General features: G+C 71.0%; 11 protein-coding genes. 6 read left to right on the top strand and 5 right to left on the bottom strand.

Features of this window, described 5'->3' with window-relative positions:
* Positions 1-1024: 1024 nt before the first annotated feature.
* Genes ACIA5D_RS29070 through ACIA5D_RS29055 form a run of 4 tightly spaced genes read left to right on the top strand, consistent with a single transcriptional unit; the run spans position 1025 to position 6333 of the window.
* Positions 1025-1744 (top strand): GntR family transcriptional regulator, encoded by a 720-nt coding sequence (locus ACIA5D_RS29070; RefSeq protein ID WP_396033463.1) that lies wholly within the window; start codon positions 1025-1027, stop codon positions 1742-1744.
* Between the two features lie 19 nt (positions 1745-1763).
* The gene (locus ACIA5D_RS29065) at positions 1764-2819 is read left to right on the top strand and encodes a mannonate dehydratase (protein WP_396033462.1); all 1056 of its coding nucleotides are present in this window, start codon (positions 1764-1766) and stop codon (positions 2817-2819) included.
* Positions 2819-3592 carry an SDR family oxidoreductase gene (locus tag ACIA5D_RS29060; RefSeq protein ID WP_396033461.1) on the top strand — a complete coding sequence of 258 codons (774 nt, stop codon included), beginning with the start codon at positions 2819-2821 and terminating at the stop codon, positions 3590-3592. Before ACIA5D_RS29065 ends, ACIA5D_RS29060 begins: the two co-directional genes overlap by 1 nt.
* Before the next feature lie 53 nt (positions 3593-3645).
* Positions 3646-6333 (top strand): FAD-binding and (Fe-S)-binding domain-containing protein, encoded by a 2688-nt coding sequence (locus ACIA5D_RS29055; RefSeq protein ID WP_396033460.1) that lies wholly within the window; start codon positions 3646-3648, stop codon positions 6331-6333.
* Here the strand turns inward: ACIA5D_RS29055 and ACIA5D_RS29050 are convergent.
* Positions 6328-9399 (bottom strand): amidohydrolase family protein, encoded by a 3072-nt coding sequence (locus ACIA5D_RS29050; protein ID WP_396033459.1) that lies wholly within the window; start codon positions 9397-9399, stop codon positions 6328-6330. The genes ACIA5D_RS29055 and ACIA5D_RS29050 overlap by 6 nt on opposite strands.
* 150 nt (positions 9400-9549) lie before the next feature.
* On the opposite strand from ACIA5D_RS29050, the gene ACIA5D_RS29045 reads away from it, so the two are divergent.
* A complete protein-coding gene (locus ACIA5D_RS29045; RefSeq protein WP_396033458.1) occupies positions 9550-10326 on the top strand; it encodes an alpha/beta fold hydrolase in 777 nt (258 codons plus the stop codon).
* Here the strand turns inward: ACIA5D_RS29045 and ACIA5D_RS29040 are convergent.
* Both ACIA5D_RS29040 and ACIA5D_RS29035 read right to left on the bottom strand, forming a co-directional pair.
* The gene (locus ACIA5D_RS29040; protein ID WP_396033457.1) at positions 10310-10798 is read right to left on the bottom strand and encodes a VOC family protein; all 489 of its coding nucleotides are present in this window, start codon (positions 10796-10798) and stop codon (positions 10310-10312) included. The genes ACIA5D_RS29045 and ACIA5D_RS29040 overlap by 17 nt on opposite strands.
* Before the next feature lie 47 nt (positions 10799-10845).
* Positions 10846-11313: an SRPBCC family protein gene (locus ACIA5D_RS29035; RefSeq protein WP_396033456.1), complete on the bottom strand. Its 468-nt coding sequence runs from the start codon at positions 11311-11313 to the stop codon at positions 10846-10848.
* A gap of 69 nt (positions 11314-11382) precedes the next feature.
* Here ACIA5D_RS29035 and ACIA5D_RS29030 point away from each other — a divergent pair, with 69 nt between their 5' ends.
* Positions 11383-11814 (top strand): nitroreductase/quinone reductase family protein, encoded by a 432-nt coding sequence (locus ACIA5D_RS29030; protein ID WP_396033455.1) that lies wholly within the window; start codon positions 11383-11385, stop codon positions 11812-11814.
* A 64-nt stretch (positions 11815-11878) separates the two neighbouring features.
* On the opposite strand, the gene ACIA5D_RS29025 is transcribed toward ACIA5D_RS29030, so the two are convergent.
* A complete protein-coding gene (locus ACIA5D_RS29025; RefSeq protein ID WP_396033454.1) occupies positions 11879-12223 on the bottom strand; it encodes an Lsr2 family protein in 345 nt (114 codons plus the stop codon).
* Between the two features lie 225 nt (positions 12224-12448).
* Positions 12449-13819, bottom strand: coding sequence for a PQQ-binding-like beta-propeller repeat protein (locus tag ACIA5D_RS29020; RefSeq protein WP_396033453.1), 1371 nt, complete (start codon positions 13817-13819; stop codon positions 12449-12451).
* Between the last annotated feature and the right edge of the window lie 69 nt (positions 13820-13888).

Below are 13888 nucleotides of genomic sequence, written 5' to 3'. Positions count from 1 at the left end.
CCCGCCAGCATCCGCCACCGGACGCCAGCCACGATCCGCCTGCAACTCTTCCCACCACCAACACCATGATCAACTTAAGCTACGCGGCATTGGGGGCTTGTCGAGCGGCACGCCCGTAAGCTGCGCCGCCTGCACGGCGGTGACGACGGTTCACCCTTGACGGCGGCCGAGCGTCGGCTCTGGTCGGGCCGCGCCGGCACACCTGGGCACGCCGTGGCGGCCGTGGCGCCGGTGGGGCCGCCCTCTCCCGCCCGCACCGGCCAGGACCTCGGCTCACCAGCACGGCGGGTGGTGCACCCGGTGGGCAACCCGATCGCGCAGCCCACCCCGGCGGTGCCCGCCGCGGTCGGGCAGGTCACGCAGCCCGCGCCCACCCAGCAGGCCACCCCGGCCGCGGGCGACCAGCTGGCCTCCGCCGGACCAGGACCGAATCTCTCGGCCCAGGGGTGGGTTACGGGTCTACCGCACCGGGTCGTCGCCGAACAACCGTCACCGCGGCCCGGCTCGTGCGCCCGCCGACCAAGACCACACAGACCACCCGACCCGTGGCGCCGACCAAATTTCGGCCGCCGTGCCTACCATTCCGTCAACAATGTTCTGCGCCATTCTCCCGCAACAGCAAACACCACTCAACAGCCTCCACCGACGATGGCAAATACCGATTGCATCAGCGTGGGACGGGCGAAATCGGCGCCGACCCACAGCGGAGATTCGCGCAGCCCACCGCACCAACGTCCGGCATCTCGCGCCCGGCACACCGCACGCCCCACCCGGAAGACCGCACGCCCATCCCGCATACCGCGCTGCCGCAGTCGCCGCGCCGCGCCGCCGGAGCCCGCCGGGGCGAGCCGGGCGGCTGCCATGGCCCGGGGCGCCGGCGGGCGCAGCCCGTCACCGCCGGGCAGATCCGTCCGTGCGCCGGCAGTTGATCGAGGGCGCCAACAATGATGAGTGCCGCGCCCGTCGCGGTGATCCGCTTGGAATACTTGAATACAAGTACGCAGGCATGCAACGATACCAATTCATGAGCCCCAGCCCACCCCTCCTGCCGACCGGCCCGGTGCTGTCACCGGTCGTCCGGCACCGCCCGTCGGCGCGGACGTCGGATCGCGTCCACGACGAGCTCGTCTCCGCGATCCGCGAGCTCCGGATCACCCCCGGCGCCTCGCTGTCCGAGACCGATCTCGCCGAGCGGCTGCAGGTGAGCCGCACGCCGATCCGCGAGGCCATCGCCCGGCTCGCCGACGCCGGCCTCGTGCGTGTCGTGCCGCAGGTCGGCACCCGGGTCGGGCTGATCAGTCTGCGCGAGGTGGAGGAGGCCCGGTTCGTCCGCGAGAGCCTCGAGGTGTCGGCCTTCGAGGCCACCTGCGCAAGCACCGCGCCCGAGGTCGGCACGCTTCGCGAGCTGCTGGAGAGGCAGGAGCGGGCGTACCGCACCGAGAACTTCAACGCGTTCTTCGCCGCCGACGAGGCGCTGCACAGCGAGATCTTCGCGCTGAGCGGCCACCCGGGGGCGTGGCAGGTCGTGCAGCGCTCGAAGCTCCAGCTCGACCGGCTCCGGCGGCTCGCGCTGCCCGACTCGACCGGCGTCCGCGTGCTGATCGACGAGCATCGCGCCATCGTCGATGCGCTCGAACGGGCCGACGTGCCGTCCGGGCGCGCGCTGATCAGCCGGCACGCCCGGCGGGCCATGGAGCTGGCGCCCTCGCTGCGCGAGAAGTTCCCCGACTACTTCACCGAATGAAACCGACGAACGGGCGACCATGACCATCCGCATCAGCCTCGGCCACGTCGACCGGTACGACGACCGCATCGCGACGTTCGCCCATCAGCTCGGCCTGACCGGCGTACAGCTGCACACGCCCGACCACCTGCCCGGGGCCGGCGGCTTCTGGAGTCTGGAGGAGCTGCGGGCGCTGCGGGAACGCTGCGACGCCGACGGCCTGGCGATCGACGGCCTCGAGAACGTGCCGCTCGCGCATTTCTGGAAGATCCAGCGCGGGCTCGCCGGCCGGGACGAGCAGATCGAGAACTATCAGCGGACGATCCGCAACCTCGCGGCCGTCGGCATCGACCTGCTCGGGTACAACTTCCTCGGCACGTACGTGTGGCGCACCGACATGGCGGCCCGGGGGCGGGGCGGCGCCCTGGTCACCACGTTCGACCTGGCCGACGTCGGCGCCGGCAACGCCCTCGCGGGCTACCGGCTCACGCCGGACCATCCCGTCGACGAGCCGATCACCGCCGAGCAGATGTGGGCCAACCACCAATACTTCCTCGACGCGGTGTTGCCGGTGGCGCAGGAGGCCGGCGTGCGGCTGGCCCTGCACCCCGACGATCCGCCGGTCGACGTGCCGCTTGGTGGTATCGCCCGGATCTTCACCTCGCCGGCCGCGCTCGGGCGGGCCTTCGAGCAGGCCGGTGGCAGCCCGTCGTGGGGGCTGAACCTGTGCCTCGGCACGGTCTCGGAGATGAACGGCGAGCAGAGCATCAACGAGGTCATCGACCTGCTGGGGCCGTCGATCTTCTACGTCCATTTCCGGGACGTCCGGGGCACCGTGCCCCGCTTCACCGAGTGCTTCCTCGGCGAGGGCAACTTCAACCCCGGCCGGGTGATCCGGCGGCTGTACGACGCCGGGTTCGACGGGTTCCTCATCGACGACCATGTCCCGGCGATGACCGGCGACGTCGACACCTGGGGCGACATCTCCTCCGAGGCGTACGTGAGCCGGGGCCGCGCGCACGCGATCGGCTACCTGCAGGGCGTCCTGAACGGGCTGGGACTCGCCGGTCAGGTCCGAGTCATCAAGGGGAGCTGATGGAAGAGTTCGAGGGCAGGGTCGCCGTCGTCACCGGCGGGCTCAGCGGCATCGGACGCGCGGCGGCCGGGTTGCTCGCGGCACGAGGCGCGACGGTCGTGGCCGCGGGTCTGCCGTCATCCGACCCGCCGCTTCCGGGAGTCGAGCGGGCCGAGGTCTCGGTCACCGACGAGACGGCCGTCGAGCGGCTCATGACCCGGGTCGCCGCCACGCACGGCGGCATCGACATCGTGGTCACGGCGGCCGGCATCCAGCGGTACGGCACGGCGACCGAGACCTCCAGCGCCGAGTGGAACGAGGTGCTCGCCGTCAACGTCACCGGCGCGTACCTCGCGGTCAAACACGCGCTGCCGCATCTGCGCGCCCGCGGCGAGGGCTCGATCGTGCTCGTCTCGTCGGTCCAGGGATTCGCCACCCAGACCGGCGTCGCCGCCTACACCACGAGCAAGGGCGCGCTCAACGCGTTCGCCCGCTCGCTCGCCGTCGACGAGGCGAAGCACGGCATCCGGGCCAACACGGTCTGCCCCGGCTCGGTGGACACGCCGATGCTGCGAGCGTCCGCCCGGATGTTCTCCGACGGCACCGACGAGGGCACGCAGAGGCTCGTCGAAACCTGGGGCCGGAGCCACCCCCTGGGCCGGGTGGCGCGGCCGGCGGAGGTCGCCGAGGCGATCGCCTTCCTCGCCGGCGACCGGGCCAGCTTCATCACCGGCGTCGCGCTGCCCGTCGACGGCGGCCTGCTCGCCGGTCTCCCGGTCGCGATCCCCGAATGACGCCCGAGGTGGTGCGCCTCTCCCCCGGCGGAGAACTGCTCAAGGAGGTACCGATGCCCTTCCAGACCCTCGAAGAGGCGGCGCCAGGAGCGGTCCGCACCCGGGTGACCGACCGCCTCGGCATGGCCCACGACGCGTCGCACTATCTGCTCACTCCGCAGGCCGTGCTGGTCCCGCGCGATGCCGGGCAGGTGGCGGCGCTGATGCGCGCGGCCGCGGGGCTCGAGCTCAGCATCACCTTCCGCTCCGGGGGCACCAGCCTCAGCGGCCAGGCCGGCACCGACGCGCTGCTCATGGACACCCGGCGGCACTTCCGCAAGATCGAGGTCCTCGACGACGGGGCACGCGTGCGGGTGCAGCCGGGCGCGGTGCTGCGGCAGGTGAACGCGCGCCTCGCCCCGTACGGCCGCAAGCTGGGACCCGATCCGGCGAGCGAGTCGGCCTGCACGATCGGCGGGGTCATCGCCAACAACTCGAGCGGCATGACCTGCGGCACGCACGCCAACACGTACCAGACCCTCGAATCGCTGACCCTGGTGCTACCCAGCGGAACCGTCGTGGACACCGGCCGGCCCGACGCGGACGCCCGGCTCCGCGATGCGGAGCCCTTGCTCGCCGAGAGTCTGCTGCGGCTTCGCGACCGGGTGCGGTCGAATCCCGATTCCGTACGCCGGATCCGCGCGCAGTTCTCGATGAAGAACACCATGGGGTACGGCCTGAACAGCTTCCTCGACCACGACTCGGCGGCCGAGATCCTGGCCCATCTCGTGGTCGGCAGCGAGGGGACGCTGGGGTTCGTCGCCTCGGCCGTCTTTCGCACTGTCCCGGTCCACCCGCACGCCAGCACCGGGCTGGTCGTCTTCCCGTCCCTGCACGACGCGATGGCCGCCATGCCCGAGCTGGTCGCCGCCTCGCCCGCGGCGGTCGAGCTGCTGGACGCCGAGTCGTTGCGGGTGTCGCGGGCCGTCGAGCTTCCGGGCACGCCGGCCGCGCTGCTCGTCGAATGGCAGCAGGACGACGCCGAGGAGCTCGCCGACCGGGAGCGGGCCGCGCTACGGCTGTTCGACGGCCTCGACCTGGCCGCTCCGGCCCGGCTGAGCCGCGACGCCGCCGGCCGGGCCGCGCTGTGGCACATCCGCAAGGGCCTCTACGCGACCGTCGCCGGTAACCGGCCGTCCGGCACGCTCGCCCTGCTCGAGGACGTGGCCGTGCCGGTCGCCGAGCTGGCCGCGCTCTGCGGCGACCTGTACGAGCTGTTCGACGCCCACTCCTACGAGCGCAGCGTCATCTTCGGCCACGCCAAGGACGGCAACCTGCACTTCATGCTCAACGAGCGGTTCGGCGCCGGCGACCAGGTGCAGCGCTACGCCGACTTCACCGAACAGATGGTCGAGGCCGTCCTCGGGCGCGGCGGCACGCTCAAGGCCGAGCACGGCACCGGGCGGGTGATGGCGCCGTTCGTGCGGCGGCAGTACGGCGACGAGCTGTACGAGGTGATGGCCGGGCTCAAGCGTGCCTGCGACCCGGACGGCCTGCTCAACCCCGGGGTGCTGCTCACCGACGACCCCTCGGCCCACCTGCGGCATCTCAAGCCGGTGGTCACGGTCGAGGCCGAGGTCGACCGGTGCGTGGAGTGCGGCTACTGCGAGCCGGTGTGCCCGAGCCGCGACCTGACCACCACGCCGCGCCAGCGCATCGTGCTGCGGCGGGAGATGGCCGCCGCCGAGCCCTCGCTCGCCGCGGAGATCGAACGCGAATACCGGTACGAGGCGGTCGACACGTGCGCGGTCGACGGGATGTGTGCCACCGCGTGCCCGGTCGGCATCAACACCGGCGACCTCACCAAACGACTGCGCGCCGACGCCAACAGCCGTGCCACGCAACGGGTGTGGACGGTCGCGGCCAAGCATTGGGGCGGGGTCTCGCGGGCCATGGGCGGCGCGCTGGACGCCGCCGCGGCCGCGCCGGCCGGGTTCGTCGAGGCGGTGACGCGTGCTCCGGGCGTACCAAAGTGGTCGCGGGACCTGCCGGCCGGCGGAACCAGACGCCGGTCTTCCCCGTCGGCCTCGGCCGACGCCGTCTATCTCCCGTCCTGCCTGAACACGATGTTCGGTCCGGCCGAGGGCGGCCCCGGCGTCATGGCCGCCGTCCGGCGCCTCGCCGAGCGGGCCGGCGTCCGCCTGAGCGTGCCCGATGGCATCGCTTCGCTCTGCTGCGGCACACCGTGGTCGTCGAAGGGCCTGCCCGATGGCTACGGCATCATGCGGTCCCGCGTCCGCGACGCCCTGGCCGGCGCGGCCGTCCCGGTGGTCACCGACGCCGCGTCCTGCACCGAGGGCTTCCACCGCATGGGCCTGGAGGTGACCGACGCGGTGACCTTCGTCGCCGACCGCCTGCTCCCGCGCCTCACGGTCACCCGCAAGCTGCCGTCGCTGGCTCTGCACCCCACGTGCAGCTCGACCCGCCTGGGCCTCGCCCCCGCCATCGAAGCGGTCGCCCACGCGATCGCCGACCGGGTCGTCGTCCCCGACGACTGGCAATGCTGCGCCTTCGCCGGCGACCGCGGCCTGCTGCACCCCGAGCTGACCGCCTCCGCGACGGCCGCCGAGGCCGCCGCGGTCACCCAGGGCGATTTCGCCGCCCACGCCTCGGTCAACCGAACCTGCGAGCTGGGCCTCACCCGCGCAACCGGCCGCACCTACCACCACCTGCTGGAACTCCTCGACGCCGCGACCTCATGAGTCGTTGCAGCAGGCGTGGCGGCTCTCCTGCACGTAATGCGGGTCATGCCACCAATAGCGGGCGTTCGCCGGATGCGGCTCGGGTGAGGCCAGCAGCGGACTCGCCACGGCCACCTGCCTCGCCGTGACGAACGGCTCGAGCAGGCCGTCGACGGTGTGCAGCACGCCGGCGGCCATCACCTGCCGCACGTTCGCCGCCTGCTTGATGTCGGTCAGCGGGTCGCCGCCGAGCACCACCAGGTCGGCGTAACAACCCGGCGCGATCCGGCCGAGCGGCTCCTCGAGAAATTCGCCGGGTATCCGCGTCGCCGTGCTCAAAGCATCGAAAGGCGTCATCCCGTACGCGACCATCGCGCGCAGGTTGAGATGGGTGCTGACCGCGTTCGGCGAGATCGGCGAGTCGGTGCCGGTGATCACCCGGGCGTCACCCTGCATCAGGCGGATCAGGTGCGCCACCTGCCGGGCCAGGTTCTGCCGGCTGACGGTCTGATCGGTGGTGCGCGCGGTGGCGGCGATGGCCTGCAGGTTCGCATACTCCCAGCTCGGGTACAGCGTGCGGACGCGTACGTCGGTCAGCAGGCTGTCGTCCTCGGCCAGCAGCGTGGTCGCCCCGAACAGGGTCGGCGTCCGGGACGCGCCGGTGGCGGAGAAGATCCTGGTCACGTCCTCGTAGACGGTGCCGAGCGCGGTCACCGTACGGGAAAAGCCGAACCTGCTCGTGGCGCCCACGTGTTCCTGGCCGTCGCCGCCGAACGCGAACGCCGGGTAGTGGTAGTGCGAGGTGGCGTGGATGCCGTGCCGATGCGCCCACTGGATCACCTGCCGCTGCCTCTCCGGCGCCAACCGGACGTACGCCTTCATCAGGTCGTAGTCGAGCGCCCCGGCGCGCGACAGCTCGAGCGCGAGCTGCCCCGGCTCGTACGTCGGCCGCATGAAGTTGTAGAAGATCCGCGAGCCGTCGATCGCCTCGCCGGTCGCGAAGTACCGCGGACCGATGCGGGCGCCGGACTGGATCGACTCGCGCTCCTCGACCATGTGGTACGCCGGGCTGCCGGGCGAGCGCGTGGTGGTGATGCCCAGCGACAGCCACAGGCGGCCCTGCCGCGCCCCGTACGAGTAGCCCTGCATCTCCCGGTGGTGGTGCATGTCGATCAGGCCCGGCGCGACCACGGCGTCCCGGGCGTCCACCGGCCGGCCGTCGCGTCCGGGGCGGTGCGGCTCGACCGCGGTGATCCGGTGGCCCTCGACCACGATGTCGACGTCGCGGACCAGTTCGCGGCGCGCGCCGTCCCACATCCGGCCGGCATGGATCACCGTACGTCCGCGGGGTCTGGTGTTGGCCCAGGTCAATGGCATCGGTACGGCCGATGGCCGCCCACCGTCCACGGACACCGTCCGCAGCAGGCCGTTGTGCAGGTAGAGCAGCCGGCGGGAGTCGCCGCTCCAGCTCGGCGCGTCGGTCACCTCGTGGGTGATCTGCCGGGGCGTGCCCGCGAACTGGCCGTCGGGGTGGACCTCTACCACCCAGAGCGTGCTGGCCAGGACGAAGGCCAGCTTGCGTCCGTCCGGCGACCACACCGGGCCGTCGTCGCCACGGGTCTGGAGCGACCGGTGCGGCAGCGGATCGACGTACCGGCCGGCGCCGGTGGTCGTGTCGACGAGCAGGATTTTGCTGAGCCCCTCGCGGAAACGGGCGGAGTACGGCACGACGGCCGCGAGCGCGATGGTCCGGCCGTCCGCCGACCAGCTCGGCCGGCCCGGCTCGAAGGTGGCCGTGAACAGCTGCCGGACCGCGCCGGTGGCCACCTCGACCGTGTGGAGCGCACCGGTCTGGTCGAGGAACGCCAGGTGCGAGCCGTCCCGCGACCAGCTGCCCGAGACGGCGGCGTTCGGCACGGCGGTCAGCTGCCGGTCGGCGCCGGTGGTCAGGTCGCGCACCCAGATGTCGAGCTTCCCGCCGCGGTCGGTGGAGTAGGACAGGTAGCGGCCGTCCGGCGACCAGGCCGGGTCGGACTTCCACCAGTGGTCGCGGGTGAGCGGGCGCGGTGACCCGCCGATACGCATGGTCCAGATGTCGTTGAGCGCCCGGAACGCGATCGACCCGCCGTCCGGGGACAGCACCGGGCTGCCGATGCCGAGCACGGGCTTCGGCGTACGGGATTCGAAGTCGCGGCCGCGCTTGCGATAACGCGGCGTGGTGAGAGCCAGCGGGGCCACGAAGCCGATCTTGGCGGCCGGAAAGCCGAGCTTCCGCCGCCGGATGCCGCCGGATGCCGCGTAGACGACCTCGCCGGCCGGACTCCAGGTCACCGGGAACGGGAACACCTCTTCCCCGGTGATCACGGGCCGGCCGGAGAGCCACAGCTCGCTGCGCCCGTCGAGGGTCAGCTGGTAGGTCAGCCCCGACCCGTCCGGCGTCCAGGCCGGACCGTGGATGACCTGGCCGGCCGGGACGGTCACCGCGGTGCTGCGGCCGCCGGTGGTCACGTCGACGACGTCGATGCGGGTGTTGGCGACCACGAACGCGATCCGCCGGCCGTCCGGCGACCAGGCCGGTTCATATTCCTCGGCGGCGCTGTCGGCGACGGCGGTGATCGCGCCGGACTCCAGGTCGAGCACGTGGATCCCGTACGAGCCGGAGAGGTCCGACGAGAACGCCAGCCGGTCGCCCGTGGGCGCGAAGCACGGCTCGCGGTGATCGTACGGGCCGGAGGTGAGACGCCGCAGGGCCGAACCGTCCGGGCGGATCGCCCAGAGGTCGAACGTGCCGGTGCGGTACGACGAGAACGCGATCGTCCCGCCGTCGGGCGACCAGGCCGGCCACGCGATGTCGAAGAGATCGCCGGTCAGCCGGCGCGCGGGACCACCCGAGGCGGGCAGCACCCACAGCACGCCGACCAGATCCATCGCGATCCGCCGGCCGTCCGGCGAGAGGCGGACGCCCATGTCGGTGCCCTGATCGACGCCGGTCCGGCGGGTCGCGGCGGCCGCGGCTTCGGGAATCACCGGGCCGAGCACGGTGGTGCCGGCCACGCCGGCGAGGAACGCTCGTCTGCTGACGGTCATTCTCTCAATAGACACCCATCCATGGATGTCGGCAAGGCGGGCCGTTTGCCGGCTCTGCGGCGCCTACTTCATTGCTGCTTTCCCTTCGTCGCGGGCCGCGATGACCCGGGCGATCTCGGTACTGGAATTCGAAGCCTCTACGGTGATGGCATGACGGGGTACATCGAGGTGGCTGGGCTGCGCACGTGGCATCAGGTGTCCGGTGAGGGCGATCCGCTCGTCCTGCTGCACGGCGGGTTTGTCGGCGCGTCCTCGTTCTTCGCGCAAGTCCCGGCGCTGGTCGAGGCCGGCTATCGGGTCCATGTCCCCGAGCGCCGCGGGCACGCGCACACCCCGGACGTCGAGGGTCCGCTGAGTTACTCGGTGATGGCCGACGACATGGTCGCCTACCTGGCGCAGGAAATCGGCGCTCCGGCTCACCTGGTCGGGTGGAGCGACGGGGCGGTGGTCGCGCTGCTGGTGGCCCGGCACCGCCCGGACCTGGTGGCCCGGTTGGTGCTGATCGGCCAGTACTACAACTCCTCCGGCAGGGTCGCCGGAGAGGATCTGCTGGCGTACCTCAACTCGCCGGAGGCGGTCACGTTCCTGCGCCGGGCCTACGACCCGTTTTCTCCCGACGGCCCCGGCCACTTCCCCGTCGTGCACGCCAAGATGATGCACATGATCGCCACCGAGCCCGAGATCGCACTGGACACCCTGGCCGGCGTCACCGCCCCCACACTGGTGCTTCAAGGCGACCGGGACGAGGTCACCGTCGAACACTCCCTGGCGGTGGTTGCGGCGCTGCCCGAGGCACGCCTGGCAGTGCTGCCGGGCACGCACACGCTCCCGCTCGAGCGTCCAGAACTGGTCAATCCGCTGATCCTCTCGTTCCTGCGCGGCGCCAATCCAGCTCCGGACTGGAACGCCTTCACCGGCCCGGCCTAGAGTTCGTGTGATCAGCCAGCACGTCCCGATAGTGCTGGTTGAGCATGACGCCGAGGATGTTGCCGAACGGGTCGAGGACCGACGCGGTCACATAGCCGGAACCACACTCGGTCGGCTCGTCGTGCGGGCCCGCGCCCAGGGAGAGCAGCCGGCGGTAGGCCCCTTCGACGTCGTCCACCGCCCAGTAGACGATCGCGCCGGCCGGCCCGCCGCTGCGGGGATGCGGCGCGAACTTGCTGTTCAACACGCCGAACTCGTGCTGGTAGTCACCGACTCGCCATTCCAGATAGGCCCCTTCGCGTACGAAGTAGGGCTCGATGCCGAGCACCTCGGCGTACCAGGCGCGCGCCCGGTCGAGGTCGTCGGCGAAAACCGTGACGGTGGGCGTTGTTCCTGCTCGCCGGCCCGGCCGCGGCGACCTCCCCGGAGGTGAAGTGATCCGCCCACACGGAAGACTCGGAGGCGAGGGCACGCATCAACGGCACCAGCCGTACTTCGGGTAACTCCACGCCGCGTTGGTCACGCTGATCGCGGTCGGCGTTCCATCCGGCGGGTCAGTTCGGCGGCCCGGGACTGCTGGACGGCGGTTGCCTGACCGAGGGCAAAGCGGCGCAGCACTGTTGGCGTACGCAACTCCACGGACTCGGTCACCAGCGTGCTGTCGCCGTCCGGGGTCAGATCGACGGTGGCGACGAGGCGGACCGCGCCCGGGCTGACCACCGCGCTGCGGAGCTGCCGGCCCGGCGCCACCGGCGTCAGCGTCACCCGCAGCCGGTTGTCCCACTTCACCGGGCCGAACCGGAAACGCTCGACGCCCACATAGCTCAACGCCTCCCGGCCCTGCTCGTCGCGGCCCGGCCGGACATCCCGCACGGCCACGAGCAGCGGCGACAAGCCGACATAGTTCTGGGGCTCGGCCAGGTGGGCGTAGATCTCCTCCGCCGTCGCCGCGACGTGAAACGAATGGTGAAGATGATCCGTCGGCATCAGCGATTCCTTTCGCGTGCGTCGGCGGTCTGACCATCCGAATCTCATCAGAGCGAAGGAGGGACTGTCATGCCAACCGTGCCATCCGACGAGGAGTTCCGGACCTACAACCAGGGTGTCATCAGCGAGTTCCGCGCCAACCACGGCACAGTCGACCGGCCGCCGTTCCCGATCCTGCTGCTGACCACGACCGGAGCGCGCACAGGACGGCAAACGACCGTGCCCCTCGGTTTCGGCATCGACGACAAGGGCCGCGTGTTCGTCGTCGGCTCCAAGGCGGGCGCCCCCAAGCATCCGTCCTGGTTTCACAACCTGCGAGCCAACCCGGCAGTGACGGTCGAGCTCGGCGACAGCGCCTATCAGGCCCGGGCCGTCGTAACGGAAGGCGAGGAACGCGAACGGCTCTACCGCCGGGTCTCCGACGGCACCTCCGCCTACGAACAGAACACCAGCCGGGTATTCCCGGTCATCCTCCTCGAAGGCGTTCCCGCCCCCGCCTGACCGATCCGTATCGCGGAACTGTCGTCACCGATCCCCGCTGACATCACACTCAAAACTGGTCTCGTCAACGCTTGGTATGGAAGGCCTCGACGATCGAAGCCGGGATGCGTCCTCGTTCCGACACCTCGTACCCGTTCTTGTTGGCCCACTCCCGGATCGCCTGATTCTGGTCGCGGTTGGCCCTGCTCGGCGATGCCGCGGCACGCGAGTCGGTGCGGCCGCTCGCCGCGGTGCGGCCGACCCTGGCGGCAACCGATAGATAAGGGTCGAATGCCTTGCGCAGCTTGCCGGCGTTCTTATCAGAAAGATCGATCGTGTAGCTCACGCCGTCGAGTCCGAACTCGATCGTGCGGTCGGCGTCTCCGCCGTCCAGGTCGTCAGTGAGCACCGTGATGACTTGCTTGGCCATAGTTTTCTCTACTCCCCGAAGTGTGCGAAAGGCCGCGCGGCCAATACGCCACGGTCAACCATAGTCGTAGCGACTATCCCGCCGTGGAGCGCATTGACGAAACGCCGCCGGCCGAGGCCCGCGCACATATGCAGGGAAGTGCGAAACGAAACCCACGATGCGATGGATGGGGAACGCATGGACGACGGCTCCCGGCCGGGTACCGGCCGGGAGCCGCGGGTTGGATCAGGGCAGGGTCACCGTGTAGACGTTGCTGTGGCCGTCCGTGTTGTCGGTCGAGGCCATGAAGATCTTGTGATCCGCGACCGCGAGCGGGCCCCCGTTGTAGAACTGCGACTCGCCCAGCTGTACGAGCGAGATCGGCGGGCAGAGCGCGGCCCCGCAGCCGCGCAGGTTGTAGGTGAAGAATCCCGAGTCGACCGGGAAGCCGGAGGCCGGTCCCTTGCCGACCAGGATCACGTCGTCGACCACCACGGGCGGTGACGCCGCGGAGAAGGCGAAGCTGGTCCCGATCCACGCCGGTTGGCACTGCGGCTTGCCGCAACCGTTCAGCGGGTAGGCGAAGACTCCGCCGATGAAGCGGAGATCGTCGGCGTTGCCGCTGGCCAGCACGTATCCGCCGGCGATGGTCGGGGAGCCGTCGACGCCGGTGTCGTAGGTGAAGTAGGTGCGCAAGGGCTTGCAGACCGGGCCGCCGCAGCCGCCGGCGGCGAAGGCCATCAGATGGAAGTCGGTGTTGGTGCCCTCGCCGAACAGCGTCGTGGAGTTGGTGAACAGGGTGTTGCCGGCGACGGTCACCCCGGATCCCGGCCCGCCGATGTCGGCGGTCCAGACCGGCTTGCAGGTCGTGGCGCCGCATCCGGCGGCCCGGAAGGCCAGCACCCGGCCGGTGAACAGGTCCGGCGAGGACAGGAAGGTGTCCACGTAGACGAAGCCGTTGCCCACCGCCGGCGTGTCCAGTGCCTCGTTGGGCAGCCCGACGCCGGTCCACAGCGGCGGGCAGGCGACACGCGCGCAGCCGGTGGTGCGGAACGCGTACAGATGACCGCTGATGTCGCCGACGTAAGCGATCCCGTCGGATGCGGCGACCGCGCCGGTGGCGCCGTCGCGCATCGTGCCGGTCCAGACCGGCTTGCACGTCGCGGCTCCGCAACCGGCCGCCGGGAACGCGAACAGCGCGTGGACGTTCGGCGATCCGACCAGGACCAGGCCGTCGGCGACCGCCACCGTGAAGTTGATCGTGCCATCGCCGATGGACGCCCGCCAGAGCGGCTCACAGGACGCGGCGCCGCAGCCGCCGGCGGCGAACACCGACAGATTGCCGTCCGTGCCGCCGATGTAGATGCGGCCGTTCGCGACGACCGGTCCGCTCCGGTCCAGGGTGTTGTCGCCGAGATGCGCCTTGGACGTCACCTCGAGGTTCTTGATGTTGCCGGTGTTGAACGCGTGCTCCGCCGGGTTCGTACCGGTATGTTGGGCGTCGTGGCCGTATTGCGGCCAGGAGTTGACGATCGCCGCGTCCGCGGCCGGCGCACCGGCCCCGGCCACCGCCAGCAGGATCCCGGCGAGAGCCGCCGCCGATCTTCGTAGGTTCATGGGTCTCCCTCCCCCGTGCCTCGTTGACGGGCACATGGTGCGCTCGACGGCTGATGCGGCGCTGAAATT

The sequence above is a fragment of the Actinoplanes sp. NPDC051513 genome (assembly GCF_044454685.1).
Taxonomy (GTDB): Bacteria; Actinomycetota; Actinomycetes; order Mycobacteriales; family Micromonosporaceae; genus Actinoplanes.
Note: the sequence above shows the minus strand (reverse complement) of the source record. Positions and strands in the feature narration are given on the sequence as shown.

What these genes read in the sequence shown, in the direction of transcription:
- ACIA5D_RS29070 (WP_396033463.1), top strand. Translation starts at nt 1,025, where the DNA reads ATGAGCCCCAGCCCACCCCTCCTGCCGACCGGCCCGGTGCTGTCACCG.
- ACIA5D_RS29065 (WP_396033462.1), top strand. Translation starts at nt 1,764, where the DNA reads ATGACCATCCGCATCAGCCTCGGCCACGTCGACCGGTACGACGACCGC.
- ACIA5D_RS29060 (WP_396033461.1), top strand. Translation starts at nt 2,819, where the DNA reads ATGGAAGAGTTCGAGGGCAGGGTCGCCGTCGTCACCGGCGGGCTCAGC.
- ACIA5D_RS29055 (WP_396033460.1), top strand. Translation starts at nt 3,646, where the DNA reads ATGCCCTTCCAGACCCTCGAAGAGGCGGCGCCAGGAGCGGTCCGCACC.
- ACIA5D_RS29050 (WP_396033459.1), bottom strand. Translation starts at nt 9,399, where the DNA reads ATGACCGTCAGCAGACGAGCGTTCCTCGCCGGCGTGGCCGGCACCACC.
- ACIA5D_RS29045 (WP_396033458.1), top strand. Translation starts at nt 9,550, where the DNA reads ATGACGGGGTACATCGAGGTGGCTGGGCTGCGCACGTGGCATCAGGTG.
- ACIA5D_RS29035 (WP_396033456.1), bottom strand. Translation starts at nt 11,313, where the DNA reads ATGCCGACGGATCATCTTCACCATTCGTTTCACGTCGCGGCGACGGCG.
- ACIA5D_RS29030 (WP_396033455.1), top strand. Translation starts at nt 11,383, where the DNA reads ATGCCAACCGTGCCATCCGACGAGGAGTTCCGGACCTACAACCAGGGT.
- ACIA5D_RS29025 (WP_396033454.1), bottom strand. Translation starts at nt 12,223, where the DNA reads ATGGCCAAGCAAGTCATCACGGTGCTCACTGACGACCTGGACGGCGGA.
- ACIA5D_RS29020 (WP_396033453.1), bottom strand. Translation starts at nt 13,819, where the DNA reads ATGAACCTACGAAGATCGGCGGCGGCTCTCGCCGGGATCCTGCTGGCG.